Origin of the sequence: Paraburkholderia phenazinium (genome assembly GCF_900100735.1) — a bacterium.
GTDB lineage: Bacteria > Pseudomonadota > Gammaproteobacteria > Burkholderiales > Burkholderiaceae > Paraburkholderia > Paraburkholderia phenazinia.
The window spans coordinates 1-14,398 of sequence record NZ_FNCJ01000022.1 but is presented as its reverse complement, the minus strand read 5'-3'; the positions used below and the strand labels follow the sequence as shown (position 1 = coordinate 14,398).

7 protein-coding genes and 3 pseudogenes are annotated in these 14,398 nt (G+C 61.0%); 4 read left to right on the top strand and 6 right to left on the bottom strand.

Annotated elements, in window-relative coordinates; translation table 11 throughout:
- Positions 1 to 3 precede the first annotated feature (3 nt).
- The 4 genes from BLQ92_RS32960 to BLQ92_RS40280 all read right to left on the bottom strand — a co-directional run bounded on the left by BLQ92_RS32960 (position 4) and on the right by BLQ92_RS40280 (position 4,844).
- Positions 4 to 3,534, bottom strand: coding sequence for a hypothetical protein (locus tag BLQ92_RS32960; protein WP_090692709.1), 3,531 nt, complete (start codon positions 3,532 to 3,534; stop codon positions 4 to 6).
- 297 nt (positions 3,535 to 3,831) lie between these two features.
- Positions 3,832 to 4,311: a hypothetical protein gene (locus BLQ92_RS32955; protein WP_090692706.1), complete on the bottom strand. Its 480-nt coding sequence runs from the start codon at positions 4,309 to 4,311 to the stop codon at positions 3,832 to 3,834.
- The gene (locus tag BLQ92_RS32950; protein WP_143016717.1) at positions 4,308 to 4,634 is read right to left on the bottom strand and encodes a hypothetical protein; all 327 of its coding nucleotides are present in this window, start codon (positions 4,632 to 4,634) and stop codon (positions 4,308 to 4,310) included. Before BLQ92_RS32950 ends, BLQ92_RS32955 begins: the two co-directional genes overlap by 4 nt.
- A gap of 33 nt (positions 4,635 to 4,667) precedes the next feature.
- On the bottom strand, positions 4,668 to 4,844 hold the full coding sequence (locus BLQ92_RS40280) for a hypothetical protein (RefSeq protein ID WP_175772388.1): 177 nt from the start codon (positions 4,842 to 4,844) through the stop codon (positions 4,668 to 4,670).
- A gap of 1,192 nt (positions 4,845 to 6,036) precedes the next feature.
- On the opposite strand from BLQ92_RS40280, the pseudogene BLQ92_RS41520 reads away from it, so the two are divergent.
- Together BLQ92_RS41520 and BLQ92_RS41285 are read left to right on the top strand one after the other, a co-directional pair.
- Positions 6,037 to 9,746 (top strand): annotated as a pseudogene (locus tag BLQ92_RS41520) (YadA-like family protein).
- A 166-nt stretch (positions 9,747 to 9,912) separates the two neighbouring features.
- Positions 9,913 to 10,215, top strand: a pseudogene (locus tag BLQ92_RS41285) (OmpA family protein); the annotation flags it as partial.
- Positions 10,216 to 10,369: 154 nt separating this feature from the next.
- On the opposite strand, the gene BLQ92_RS32935 reads toward BLQ92_RS41285, so the two are convergent.
- A complete protein-coding gene (locus BLQ92_RS32935) occupies positions 10,370 to 10,600 on the bottom strand; it encodes a hypothetical protein (protein ID WP_090692695.1) in 231 nt (76 codons plus the stop codon).
- Between the two features lie 58 nt (positions 10,601 to 10,658).
- Positions 10,659 to 12,056, bottom strand: a complete 1,398-nt coding sequence (locus BLQ92_RS32930; protein WP_244106226.1) for a sensor domain-containing diguanylate cyclase — start codon at positions 12,054 to 12,056, stop codon at positions 10,659 to 10,661.
- 456 nt (positions 12,057 to 12,512) lie between these two features.
- Between BLQ92_RS32930 and BLQ92_RS32925 the strand changes: the two genes are divergently transcribed.
- Positions 12,513 to 13,445: a substrate-binding domain-containing protein gene (locus tag BLQ92_RS32925; RefSeq protein WP_090693078.1), complete on the top strand. Its 933-nt coding sequence runs from the start codon at positions 12,513 to 12,515 to the stop codon at positions 13,443 to 13,445.
- A 141-nt stretch (positions 13,446 to 13,586) separates the two neighbouring features.
- Positions 13,587 to 14,398, top strand: a pseudogene (locus BLQ92_RS32920) (hypothetical protein); the annotation flags it as partial.

The window sequence follows — 14,398 nt, the reverse complement described above, 5'->3', positions numbered from 1 at the left end:
CAGTTATTGCCGGCGCAGCGTCGCTTCGTCCCGCAAGCGGGTCTGAATGCCCATGTTGCGCGGCTCGACGTGAAACAGCGCAGCCGAGTTGATGGCCCTCGTGTTGCTGACGATTGCCGCAAAGGTGTCGAGCAGCGCACGGCCCTCGCCGCAGAAGTAGTCGACCCGCTGCTCGAGCGTGCCGAGCGTGCCGAGCGTCTGCAAGCGGCTGCGTGCCGCATCGAGATCCACATCGCCGATCTCGATGTCAGTGCTGAGCGGCAGTTGCGATTCGACCGGCGCGGCTCCGTCGGCTGCCGTTCCCGGTGCATGGCTTGCCACTTCTCGGGCAATCTGGGCCACCCGGGCAAACGGCTCGGAGGCATAGTAGCGCTGAAATTCGTTGACCATAGGCGCGCTTTCGAGCGACTGGCCGCGCGCGGCTGCTGCGTCTTTCGCTTGCAGGTAGTCGGCATAGCGCGACACCACGTCGACAATGGTCTGCGGGTGTCCGAAATAGGCGTTGCGCACATGCGGGTTCGCGTTGAACAACTGTTTCAGTTCGCGAGGGTCGCCGCCGGGTGCCTGATCGAGCACCGCGGCGAGCTTCGGGTGCTGCATCATCAGGTAGCTCAGGTCAGGCCCGATGATCTCGCCTTCGAAACCCTGGCTGCTGTCGGCATAGGAAAGCGCCGGCGTAAAGGTGCCCGCGTGGGTGGGCAGGGACACAGAGACCGCTAGGCCACTGCTCTTGTTGCCGAGCACGCGAATGTACTGCAGGTCGGTCGCGCGGGGCGACAGGCCCGGCGCCTGACGGAACTTCATTACGATGCTGCTGCCGTCGCTTACGTCTAGCGCGAGTCCTTGCACCTGGCGAAGCGCGTCTGCCGGATCGATCTTCGGGGTATCGGTCGCGAGGCTTGCGTTGAGTCGTTCGACGGCTTTGCGGACCGCTTTTTCCAGCATGCTGCCCAGCAGCGGCGCCCCGCCTTGGGCAGTCAGCGTGATCTGCCAGAAGGTGCCGAGACGGCCTGGGTTCACCTGCCGAGTTGCTTTCATGACCTTGATCTCGGCACTGGCCGTGACCTCGCCGGCGTCGTTCGTGATCGAAACTGGGCCGAGCGATTTCTTCGCGCGGCCGAGTATGGCGCCGAGCGTATTCGACTGTGCCCCACCGGAAGCCTGCAGCTTTAGCGCGGCGTCCCAGCGCTCCCAGATCGCGGCGTCTTTCAGCGGGCCGTTCTTCTGGACATCGTATTTCTTGAGCGGCAGGTAGAGCCGGTCGAGCAGCGTGCGTACCGTGTTATAGCGGCTGTCGGCGTGCTCGATAGCGCTCGCCTGGCCGGGATCGGCCTCGCGCGTGCTCTGCTGCTTGAGGATCGCGATGTGGGTGCCGACGCAGCCGAGCGCGAGACTGATGTTGCCATAGCTACGGCCGATGAACTCCTTGGGATTGGCGAGCGCCTTCGCTTCGGAATGCGGGTAGCGACCGCCCCAGATTTCGTCGTTGATACGCGCGAACGCTTCGGCTCGGGCTGCGCGCAGTTCCGCGCGTTGCTCAGGGGGCATGAAGCGGTCGTTGCGAGCTAGCAGGGCCTGGCTGTCGTCGATGAAACTGCGGTACATACCCGTGAGGATCTCAGCGTGCGCGGCCGCGCGCTCGAGCGGTTGTGGCCCAGGCTGCCCGATGGCATGCAGGAACTGCGCAGGCACACTCGCTGCGTCGCCAAACAGCAACTGTTCGTGCGCAGAAATGAGCGGTGTCTGCGCGTCGGCGCCGGCTGCGCTCAAGCCGCGGCGCATGGTGTCATAGAGGTGCAGCTGGGGCGGTGCAGGCGTGCCGCACAGCGCATCGAGCTGGCGATGCAGGTCGAAGGTGGCCTTGAAATCCTTGTGATAGCCGGGGTCGAGCAGTTGATGGGGCGGGTTGGTTGTCTCGGTGAAGAACTGCATCAGATCGCCCCTGAGATTCGCGTCGAAGGTGCCGGCCGCTTCGAGATCAGTGCTGCCGCCGGTTGCCTTGCTGAGGTTCGCGTCACCGCTTACGGTCGTCTCGCGGAACGCCACCAGACGGTCCGCGTAAGCGACCGAATCGGGTACGTCGCGCCGCGGCGCCGCGGGCAGCGGATCCTGCTCGGCCAGCCGTTGCCGCAGTACGTCGCCGGCCGATGGGTACGCAGCGGCGATCAGTTTGCCGAAGTGGTCGTGGCCCAGGTGCTGGTCGAGCGCCATCGACAGCAGGCTCATCTTGAAGGCGTTGAAACCTTTCGCGATTTTGCCGTCGTTGAGGTAATAGGGACGCCCCGCCGCAGGCGTGTAGTTACGCCCGACAAAGCGTGCGATGTCGTTGCGAAGCTGCTCCATGTTGTGCACGAGCCTGCGGGTTTTCGGACCGGCGGAGCGGATCCAGGAGCGGTTCGCGTCGAGGTTGGCGATCAGCTTGACCAGTTCGTGCAGGTCGTCGTGTTCGAAGTACGTGCCACCACCGCTGTAGCTGACCTGGCCCGAGGTCTGTCCGGCCCAGTTGGACAGCTTGCGGAATGTGCCGCCGATACCCGCTTTGAGCGAGACGCCGTACGAGGTCCAGAAGTCGATGTCGCGATCGTCGTCCGCGAACAGCGTCGCACCGCCGCTCACGCCAGCCTGCACCGTCAGCGCACTGTGCGCGTGAAGCGGTGCATAGGCGAGGTTAACGCTGGTGGTGGTGGCGACATTCGGGCCGGAGATGCCTTGACTGATGCCCGGCGCCGCGCGCTCGAGGTTCTGGACTTCGCGTTGCGCATACTCGTTGCCGATGTCGTGTGCCGCCGCGCTCAGATGCGTGCGCTTCAATTCCGTCAGTAGGCCGGCAATCATGAAGTAGGACGCTGCGTCCGGGCGCGCGCCGTTACCGGCAACGAGCTGGCGATCGAGGTAGCGTGCCAGCACGCTCGCGGTGCGCGAGGCTTTGGCGAACTGGTCTCGCACGGCCAGGCCGAGCTGGTCGGGACGCAGACTTGGGTTGTCTGCCGCGAGTGTGTCGATGGCGCTCAGCTCTTCCATCAGCCGGTTGCGCAACTGGTTGCCCGTCTTCTGGTGCCGAGGGGCAATGTGGTCAGGTACCGCGGGTAGGGCGTCGCTGAGTGCGCTAACCGTTTGCCGCAGACGTGCTGTGTCGAGTGCTCCGGTGTCTGGGTCGATGACAGGGCCATTGGGTGGGGCAATGGAGAGAGCCGCCTGGCTCGGCGCCGGGCGCTGTACCGGCGTTTCGGGCGCCGACTGGTGAAGCGGCGGCAGGTTGCGTTTGCGCGCCTCGCGTTGCATCGCCCGTATGTTTCGCCCGCCGCGCAGATCGTCCCGATCGAGGAGCGTTGTCAGATGGTCGTTGCTGAGCTGCCTGGCTGCCTTGATTTTCGGCCGTGCGGTGACCTGGTCCATCAACTCGCGCAGCGCGCCCGGCAGCGCCGAGGTTTTGCGTGTGCGAGCTTTGGGCGGTGGCGCGGGTGGCTGCTCTGTTGCGGCTGCCTGGGTTGATGGGCGGGAGAGATAAGGAACGTAGTCGAGAATTTTTTTCATGGCATCTCCTGCGCCGAGAGAGCAGCGTTGGTGTGTCGTCAATCGGTCATTATTGAGACCCGATGGTAGGAAAGGCTCGTGCCCGGTGCGCGATGCGCCGGCGAATTTGAGTCGCCGTGAGCGAGATGTGAAGGGGGGGCTGTGTGAGAGATTCTGGTGAGCGGCGCAGAAGCCGGCCGCTGTGACGGCGTCAGAGGCCGAGCGCGCTGTGCGGTTCGTCCAGGGCGTCGCCCGTATCGGCCATGACGCAGTTGCGCCCGGCCAGTTTCGCCTCGCAGAGCATGCGGTCCGCACGCTTTAGAGTCGCAGTGACGTCGAAGCCATCCGCATTAAGATCCGCAGAAAACGCGATGCAGACACCTCGGGGATCTCCGTGGCCAGATCGTCGCGGGCAATCGCGTCGATAATGCCGGTGGCCTGAACGAACGGGCCGATCACATGGCGCATGAACCCCGCGACCATCCAGATCAGCACGGCGAGTAGCGCGGTTTCGGCGAGACCCGCGCCGGCCAGAGTGAGAAGCGCACTCTGGCGGTTTTCACGGAGTTCGCCTTGCGCAAGACCGATCACGCTGTCGCGAAAGCCGGTAATGGCCCGCATGGTGGGTACGTAGTGTTGCGCAAACTGGGCGGTCGAGATGTCTGCGCCGCCGGGTTGGAGGGCGAGGGCACGCACGCTGGCAACGTAGCGCAGGCCGATCCCGAAGTATTGCTCGTTCATCGCGGCGAGCGCTTGCGGATCCGAGGCGCTGAGGGTAAGGCTGCGCGCGTCGATCATGGCGCGCAACTGCTCGATACGGCCGCGCGTACGTTCGATGGCGAGCTGTTCGTCTGCAGGAACTCGGGGATGATCGCTATCATCCGGTTCCCCGCGTCCTGCAACGCGTGATCGCCGCGTTGCGCTCGCGCGAGACGGGCAAGTTGATCGACGTTGAGCCGCGCAGCGGCCAGATCGACCTGTAATGCGCTCACGGTGCCGAGTTCGCTGGAACAATGCGAACAATGGTCCCTGCTCAGCGAATCGGCCAGCAAGGCGATCTGTCTATCGCTTTCGTGGCGCGCCCGCTGCAGCGCGGCGGCGCGCTCTGCCGGAATCGGCAAGTCTTCTCCGAGCACCCCGTTGGTCGGCCCGCGTTACGCGGAGACCTTCTCCATCGCGAGCAGCGTCAGGCGGAACGATTGAAAGCTGTCGAGCGCCTCGTCGGCCTTTGTGTAGGCAGACCACTCGTGGGCGAAGAGCCAGCAGAACAACATCAGGATGGGAACAAAGACGACCGTGGCCTGAATACCGAAGCGTCGACTGATCGACATGGACGAAAGTGCGGTACGTATCATGGTGGTTCTAGCGAACGGGTTTGAGACTGCGACCAGCTAGCCCACCTTCACCTGTCAGGCACGGTCCTCCTCTGAATGATTAACGGCAGCTTTGGCGATTCTCTTTACCTGGGGAAGATGTGCTGGCACGAGGCGCGCAAAGGATTGCGCAGCCACTCTGGAAGCACCCGCCAGCCTCGTGTACATGTGCCGCGGCTTGATATTCAGGATTTCCTTATTTTTTGTTAGGCATTCCCTCCGAATGGATGGCGCTCTGCGTCGCGCGGTGCCTGGAGCCAGGTAGTTGCGGTCAGGCCGCTGCGCAGACCGCGTCGCACGGTTTGCGCGAGACAGTTGTTTTCTCTACTGAACTACCGAGCAGACGAGGCGGCTGGCAGCACACCAACACAAATCTTTCCGACATAAAAGCGATTTCGATAAGCATTTCTTTATTCTTATGTCAGTTAATCCTTAATTGATATCAAATGTTTTCCTAATGATGATCGGAGACGTTGTTAAATATATAAATATTCTCATGATACTCATGGGGTTTCTATGGACAAGTGAAAATACCTATGCGAAAGTTTCATCAAATACTTAATGGAACTTACCTTTCCTTACTTGTCGTCACGAAAAGTCCACGTCGACGCACGCATTTCCCGGTAATCGGTTCACATAGTGCGCAACTCGTTGCTGATACAGAAAATATGACGCTTGGCGTGCGGCGCTGGAGCGTTTGCCATGTCGTGCCGAGAGCGCAATCGCAATACTTCATGGAGGACTGTCAATCATGAGGTTTTTCCCGGGCCGTGAAGTGAAAGGCAAACGTTTGCCAAGCCAACGATTGAATTTAGGTAGAAAATTAGCGCTCTTTCACGCAATTGACATCGATATCTTGTGGCCCTGCGGACCTTCATAAGCTAACGGCCTGCTGCAGTCTGCACGGCCAGAATGCCAGACAATAGAAACGGTCCAGCGGCCCCTCATCAATACGTTTCTAATGTGATGCCTGTTTGAAGGAGGATGGCGCACGTCATGACTTAGGATATCTAAGCATAGACATCAGTCGAAAGTAAATGCAGTTCCGCACAATAAAGCAACGTAGCGCTAACAAATTCATTTCGATTTTTATATTTCGCCATCCTTGCGATATGTGGGGTGGTTGCTAAAAATATCGAATGGGAAAAATATGAACAAGGTATATCGGTCGATCTGGAATAAGGCTCTAGGTGCCTTTGTAGCCGTGTCGGAGCTGAACAAGTCGTGCGGCAAGGGCAGGTCGGGGGCCGAGGCCACCGTATGCGGAGGGCAAAATGATCAGCGTGGCGAGCAGGGCGCTTCTACTCTGCACGGTCCTGATTCACGCGTCGTCACCGTACTATTGTTGATGGGCCTGGGTGGATGGTGCGCGCAAGCGGAGGCGCAGGTGAGTTGCTCTACATCACCCTATAACTTCTATAACGGTAGTTCTTCGTGTGTGGGCTTTCTATCCACGGCCAGCGCTACCGGGGCCACGGCGGTGGGCGGGAGTGCAACGGCGTCCGCGGCGAGTGCTACAGCCGTAGGGAACGGCGCAGTGGCGAACGGCCAGGATTCGGTTGCACTGGGCACGTCCACTACTGCAAACGGCAATGCCTCGATTTCTATCGGTTATAGCAATTTCACCAATGGCCTCAATGGGATGGCGATCGGTGTTTTTTCGAACGCGACTGGTCTTAACGCTCTCGCACTCGGCCAGGCAGCCGCCGCCAACGGTCAGTCGGCAATAGCCTTTGGCGTTAACTCCGTTGCGGATGGACTTAACGCTCTCGCCATGGGGGCAGCAGCGCAGGCTCTGGACGCGACTACGGTCGCCATTGGTCCTGGCGCGACGGCTAGCAGTACCTCCGGTTCCAGTATCGCGATAGGCTCCAACGCCCGGGCTGCCGCTTCGGGCGCCGGTGGCTCGCCGATCGCCATCGGCGCAAATGCCAATGCGGCCGGTGCTTCGGGCACGTCGCTGCCGGGCGGTGGCAGTACCTTCGAAGCGACTGCTCTGGGCAATGGCTCGACCGCCACCGGGCAGGGCAGTACGGCACTCGGCCTTGCGTCGACCGCCACCGGAACATGGGGCACGGCCGTGGGTACCGTCGCCACCGCATCGGGGGCGGACTCCACGGCCCTTGGCACCTGGTCGCAAGCGACTGGCACCGATGCGGTGGCAATTGGTGTCGGCGGCGCCACGGCCGCTACGGCGGTGCGAGCCTCCGCGGCCGGTGCAGTGGCGCTGGGCGGTAACGCCACCGCAGGTGCTGTGGCATCGGGCAGCAATGCGATTGCCGTCGGCGGACAATCGAGCGCGTCGGCGGCCTCTGCAATCGCGATTGGTGATGCAGCGGCAGCCAGCACGATCAACGGACTCGCGATAGGCGCTTCCTCGGCTGCAACGGGTACATCTGCGGTTGCCATTGGGGCGTCCGCGACTGCAAGCGGGCAGGGCGCAACCGCCTTTGCTGTTAATTCCAATGCAAGCGGAACCAATTCCCTTGCCCTCGGAAATGGCGCACAGGCGCTTGCCGCTTCCACGGTCGCCTTCGGCGACAGCAGCACAGTCGCTGCTGCCGCCGGCGTGGGTTCGTTGGCAGGCGGCCACGATTCGCAAGTGACGTCCGGCACGGGTGCAGTTGCGCTCGGTGACGGGCAAACGGCGAGCGGCAATGGCGCCGTGGCGATCGGTGATCCGAACAGTTCAATCGGCACCGGCGCGGTGACGGCGGGCGCGAACAACACGGCAAATGGCAACGGCGCTGTGGCGATCGGCAATTCGAACAATGCCCAGGGGCAGGGTTCGGTCGCGCTCGGCAACGCCTCGACGGCTGCCGCGGCTGGCGCGGTCGCATTCGGCGCTTCCGCGGTGGCCAACAATGCGGGAGACGTCGCGCTGGGTTCGGGCTCTGTGACCGCCGCGCCGAATCCCACCGCAAGCGCGACGATCGGCGGCACGACGTACAATTTTCAGGGAACGAATCCTGCGAGTGTCGTAAGCGTCGGCGCCCCGGGTAGCGAGCGCCAGATCACCAACGTGGCGGCAGGACGGATCAGTTCGACGAGCACGGATGCCATCAACGGCTCGCAATTGTATGCGGCGAATCAGGCGATCAATGCGCTGTCGACATCCACATCGACCGGCCTTTCGACGGCGAACAGCGCGGTCGCGTCGCTTTCCACGTCGACTTCGACCGGCATCGGCTCACTGTCGACGGGCTTGTGTCGACGAGTGTCGGCTCGATCACGACGAACGTGAACAATCTGGGCAACGGCACTGCCGCGGCACTCGGCGGCGGTGCGACCTACAACCCGTCGACCGGCACAATCTCAGCGCCGACCTATACGACGTACAACGCGAACGGCACAACCACGGTCAACAACAGCGTTGGCTCGGTCATCGACAACATCAATTCGCAGGGCATCGAGTATTTTCACGCGAATTCCACCGCAGCGGACAGTCAGGCACTAGGTACCGACAGTGTCGCGATCGGCCCGCAGGCTGTCGCGGGCGGAGCGAGTAGCCTTGCAGCCGGAAACGGTGCGCAGGCGGCGTCGGCGAACGGCCTCGCGCTCGGCGCGCAGTCGAACGTGACGGTCGCCGGCGGTGTCGCGATCGGCTCCGAATCGGTGTCGGATCGGGCGATTCTGTCGGGGGTCGGCTCGATTGCGGTCGGTAGTCACTCGATTCCGTTCAATACGTCGGATGGAACCCTGCTCGGCGCCGTGTCGTTTGGCGATGCGACGACGAACACCTACCGGCAATTGACCAACGTCGCCGACGGTACGCAGTCGCAGGATGCAGTCACGGTGCGTCAGCTTGCCGGCGCGCTGTCGTCGTTCGCAGTGACGGGACAAATGTATTTCCATGCAAATTCGGCGCAAGCTGATTCGCTCGCCGTGGGCGCCGAGTCGGTGGCGGTCGGCCCGACGACTGTGGTGAACGGCAACAATGGTGTGGGCATCGGGAACGGCGCAATCGTCGATTCGACCGCGCCTGGTGGCGTGGCGCTCGGCGCAGGGTCGCTGACGACGGTAGGTGCATTGACCAACTACATCGCGTACGGGTTGAGCAGCCCGCAGTCGTCGGCGGGCGAAGTCAATGTCGGCAATCGGCAGATTACCGGTCTCGCCGCAGGGCGTAGCGGAACCGATGCGGTCAACGTCTCCCAACTGGATTCGGTGGCAACCCAGTTGACTACTTTGATCAATCAACGGACGACCAACAATGGCGGATCGTTCTCGTCCAATTCTGGCAGTTCCAGCGGTCTGCCGGGCCCTACGGGTTCGAACTCATCGGCAGGCAGATCGGGGTCGGTGGCGTCCGGTTCCAGCAGCACCGCGGTCGGCAACAACTCGCATGCAACCGGCAATGGCTCGACCGCGATCGGTGCCGGGGCGACGTCGAGTGGTGCTGGATCGACGTCGATCGGCACGGGCAGCGACGACGGCGGACGCTCGAATGTGCTGGCGGTGGGCTCGGCTTCGTCGAACCGGCAGGTTGTCAACGTGGCGGCAGGTACGGAAGGAACCGACGCGGTCAACCTCAACCAGTTGAATGCAGTATCGACCGCACTGTCGACGTCGGTGAACAATCTGAGCAACCAGGTCGGCCAGATGCAGCAACAGATCCAGCAAACGGACTCGATGGCGCGCGAGGGGATTGCTGCGACCGCTGCGATGGCGTCGATTCCGCACATGGATCGCGACTCGAATTTCGCGATGGGTGTCGGCACGGCGACTTTTTTAGGTCAGAAGGCGATGGCGGTCGGCATGCAGGCTCGTATCACCGAGAACCTGAAGGCGACGATGAATGGCGGCTTCAGCGGAAGCCAGCGAGTCGTGGGCGCAGGCATGCTGCATCAGTGGAAGTGACTGCGAAACGGGGCGTCTCGAACCCATACCCGGCAGTGCGTGCCCGTCCTGTCAATCGGTCAGCACAGGATCGGACGGGCCTTGCCGGTCTCAAGAAATACGAGCGAACCAGCTCGCGTCAACGCGCGAGCTTGGCTTCTACACACAGATTTTCCGGAGCATTACAGTGAAGATTCTCCATCTCGCACCTATTCTGTCCGCGCTGTCTCTGGCAGCCTGCTCCAGCGCTTCCGGCCCGACGTTCAACGCCTATGAGTTGCAGCCAAGGGACGGCGTGCGGACATACCAGGTCGACTGTCACGGCATATTTTCCAGCCAGGCGACCTGCATGAAGGTCGCCAGGCGCATGTGCGGCGACGAGCCAGTGCGAACTGTCGATTCGACCAAACCGTTCCGCGATGGCGTCGATCCCGGAAGACTCGTATTCCAATGCGGTGTGCCGCCTGCACCGACGCCCGAGCCCGTCGCTTCCAACACGACGGCCGAAGGGCGAGCAAGTAACCGGCGCGTCGAAATTTCACTGCAACACTAGCTGGAACTCATCGAAGTGCAGTCCGGTGCCTATCTTGGAGAGGACGACATCGTTTGTAGCGCGGTGGCGTCCATTGAATTGGGATCGTGGCCTACGGAAGCGTCGGTCCAAATTTTTCGACAAACTGGCCGGCCACGGCCTCAATTTGATCTTGGCTCGTCAAATCCAGGTTTTCCTGTGCGGCAAAATCGCGGAACATTTGCGTTCTGTCGGCTCCAAGCGCGTCGTCTACGTGCTCGACCGTGGTCGTCACGCTCCCGTCTTGCTTCACCGTTACCTTCGTCGTTACGTCGATAACAAGCTGGCGATCTGTGGTATGCATTTTTAAATTCGTCCTCGCCGGTTTCCGGCCGGCATGCCGTGGCACGATTGTGCCAGCGTTATTGATCCATGAGTGCGATATCGACCCGGCCACGCCCCGCAGCTTTTGCCAGATAGAGCGCGTGATCGGCAGCCTTGGTCAGATCCGTCATCTCAACGCCCGTTTCGATGACCCGGCTGGCGACGCCGACACTGATCGAGACGTGGGGCATATGTGGTAAATCGCCATGGGGAATTGCAAGCTCGAGCACCGCGTCGCACATCCGCTGGCCGACGTGAGCCGCCGCCACCGTATCGGTCTCCGGCAACAGAACCACGAACTCTTCGCCACCGTAGCGTGCAACCAGATCGTTTCCGCGCCGTACGGTCCGCGCGAGGCATTCGGCAACGAGCACGAGACATCGGTCGCCTTCGACGTGGCCATAGCGGTCGTTGAAACGTTTGAAGAAGTCGATGTCGATCATCAGCAACGACAATGTCGAGCGGTCGTGGACGCCGCGTTGCCAGTGCGCCGCCAGCGCGGCGTCAAAGGCGCGGCGATTGGCGACGCCCGTCAGCGGATCTGTCGTAGCAAGCCGTTTCAACTCGTCAAGTGCTGCAGCAAGTCGCGAATGAAGAAACGTATTTTCGACCAACAGCAACAGCAGCACGAAGCTGGCTGCGCACATGCCATAGAATCGTCCGACATAGAACCCGAGGTCGTAGCGCCCTCCATTGAACACGGCACTCAGAGCGACGTCGCAAATCCAGACGCACATCACGACCATGAGCCACAGGTCGATTGTCGAACGGTGTCTTTGTCGGTATAGCACCGCAAAGGCAAGGAGACAGAATCCCCAGGTTGTTCCCGCTACCCATCGCATTGCCGGCGAGTAATGGTTGTTCTGTATGACTTCAGGCAGCAGGCTTTCTCCTGCTATTGCGAGGCCAGCCATTCCCGCGGCGAGGCAAAGCACAGCGCCGACGACCAACATCAGCCTGCCAGCTCCGATAGTGCCGTTCATCGCCCGGGGCTGTTTCTTGTCTTTCAGCAGCGCATAGGCAATGACGAAGCACGGAAACCCGGCATGCCAGAACATGTATATCCAGGCCGTGCTTTGCGGTCCCGCATTCAGGAGTCCTGTTGGCGAAAACAAGCCGGGAAAGCTCAACATGTGAAGAAGGGCGATCGCGGATGTGTACAGATAGGCGCAGGCCAATGCGCCAAGTGCCCTCGAACGTGCGATGACACACTGGCCAAACAGAAGAACCGAGGTAATCAGATCGTTAAGGATCAGTGCCGATTCGTATACAGGGATAAATGCGGGCACTTGAGGCAGTGGTGTCTTCGCAAACGGCGCGGCAATGAGAAAGACAAGTATCGACAGAAGCGCAACGGCCCAGGGAAGCAGGCGCGCATACCGGTTTGTCGAATGCGGGCGTGGCGAATCAGCTTGCTCATCGATGCGTTCAGACATCGAGCTTAGTTCAGGCGTCATGGTTAAACAGGTTCGGTCGGGTCATGGTTGGATCAGCTGCACGGTCTGTGCTTGCAGCGTCATGCCTTCACCTGAACCGCGGAAGACGCTTACTGCTACAGTTTAAATCATTGGTACAAGCCTCGAATGGTAGGGCTTTGATGAAAATGCAGTGAGGAAATCCTGAATCCTTGCTGCGCGGCCCGTGTTTTGACCAGCTTGACCTCACCTCCGTACAAGCGCGAAGATAGTCGTCTCACACATGAGCGATCCGGGGTCATCGACAGGGTCGATAGCCGCTCCGATCAACGCGAAACTACGTCTGAAAAGTTGTACAAGATGAGACCAAGGATGGTGAAGTGAGATCGGCAAGGTGTAGTGACTGCTGCGTACCAGATCCTCGTGCCTTTCCCCTAGCGGGCGAGCGGTGCGTCCCGGCGCCGTGAGGTGGCCATCATGCGTAGGGTCTTGAGGCTCGTTGTACTGTTTGCCGTATTGGCCGGAATGTTGCCAACTGCGTACGCCGCCAAGATAGGTGTCGTATTGGCCGGATCGTCGCTTGTCTTCTTCCAGGCGATGATCAAGGGAATCGAACGGGCGGCCGACGATCAGCATGTCCAGCTCCTGATGCGCAACCCTTCTGACGGGACGTCGCTCGACACATCCAACCTCCAGTTGCGCATCATCGATTACCTGGTACAGCAAGGCGTGGCCGGCATTGTCCTGGTGCCTGAGCCCCTCCAGGGGAAAACCCCCGTTTCGATCCCCGTCCCTCTGGTCCTGGTCGATCGGGACACTACCGATTACAACGGCATCTCGACCGTTTATACAGACAATTTCGGCGCAGGCAAAAAGGCGGCGCTCAGTCTTGTGCCCGTCCTGCGAAAGGGCGCGAGGGTTGCAGTGCTGCGGCTCGCACCGAACATCAGTTCCACGACCGAGCGCGAAAACGGGTTTCTAAGCATTGCGCGGGAAGAAGGATGGGATGTAGTGGTTGATACCTACGTGGGGTACCGGCCCCGTGATGCGGAGGAATTGATCGCCAAGGCCTTGAGTGCCGATGCGGGCCACCTCGATGCCGTTTTCGCACCGGCCGAGCCAATCGCCTATGGCGCCCTGCGAGTCGTTGAAGCCAGGGCGGTCGGCGATCGTCCGCACCTGGTCGTATTCGACTGGCGCCCTGAATTCATGGATGGACTCAAGCATGGCGTCATTTATGCCGATATCGTGCAGGATCCTTACCGTATGGGTTATCGTGCGGTCGAAGCATTGGTTGGGGCTTTGCAGGGCCATCCGCCCCGCCCCAAAGTATTCGTCGACGTGGTGACCGTGACGCCGAACAACCTGAATGATCCGGCGATTCGTGCGGTATTGGCGAACTACCACTAGTAAGCGCTCCAGAGCAGCCTCGCGCACTACAGTTGCAGATCGTCGGGTCCGTTGCGCCTGGTCGATACCCAATCGGTCCCGTGACCCGTACCGGCGGCATGAAAATTGTTGTCACGATGGCCCTCTTACCGGGAGCTGATCTTGCTGGCTACGCATACTGGCTCGTTGGCCAAAACTTTCAGTACGCCACGCAGCGGAATCGCGGTCGCCCTATTGGGCCGCGTATTGCTGTTCAGTACGATGGTTACGTTGGTGGTGACCGTCGTTCAGCTATTGCTAAGTTACCAGGTTGAGGTGACAGGATTGCAGAACCGCTTCAATGAAATTGAGGAAGGCTATGCACCAGGTCTCGGCAACGCGCTGTGGGCTCTCGATAGCAAACAGTTGGAGGGGCAGCTCGACGGCATGCTCCACCTACCCCTGATACGTTATGTCGAAGTCCGCGAAACGCAGGCCGCGAATCCGCTGACGGTTTTCCGAGGTTCTGTACCGGTCAAGAACGCGGTCGTCAGGGAGTTTCCCGTCTATTGCTGTGACAACGACCGGCACCAGATCGGGATCCTGCATCTTGAGGCTAGCCTGACGGACATCTATCGCGATCTGTTACGCCAGGTGTTGGTGATTCTCGTGAGCAACGCGGCGAAAACGTTTCTGGTCGCGTTGTTCATCCTGTTTATAGTTCACAGGCTCGCGACGCGCCATCTCGTCGATATTGCCGCGACGCTGCGAGGACGCACACCGGGCATTGCGATGGCGCCATTGCGCTTAAGCCGGACACGGCGCAAGCCTGATGAACTGGATCAATTGGTCGACGCACTCAACATCATGTTCGAGGGACTCCAGCAGCATGCAGCCGAACTCCGCAGCGCGAACGCACAGATGGCCGCGATCCTCGACAACATTCCGGACCTTGCCTGGGTAAAAGACACTGACGGCCGATACGTGGCGGGCAA

What these genes read in the sequence shown, in the direction of transcription:
- BLQ92_RS32960 (WP_090692709.1), bottom strand. Translation starts at nt 3,534, where the DNA reads ATGAAAAAAATTCTCGACTACGTTCCTTATCTCTCCCGCCCATCAACC.
- BLQ92_RS32935 (WP_090692695.1), bottom strand. Translation starts at nt 10,600, where the DNA reads ATGCATACCACAGATCGCCAGCTTGTTATCGACGTAACGACGAAGGTA.
- BLQ92_RS32930 (WP_244106226.1), bottom strand. Translation starts at nt 12,056, where the DNA reads ATGTCTGAACGCATCGATGAGCAAGCTGATTCGCCACGCCCGCATTCG.
- BLQ92_RS32955 (WP_090692706.1), bottom strand. Translation starts at nt 4,311, where the DNA reads ATGATCGACGCGCGCAGCCTTACCCTCAGCGCCTCGGATCCGCAAGCG.
- BLQ92_RS32925 (WP_090693078.1), top strand. Translation starts at nt 12,513, where the DNA reads ATGCGTAGGGTCTTGAGGCTCGTTGTACTGTTTGCCGTATTGGCCGGA.
- BLQ92_RS40280 (WP_175772388.1), bottom strand. Translation starts at nt 4,844, where the DNA reads ATGTCGATCAGTCGACGCTTCGGTATTCAGGCCACGGTCGTCTTTGTT.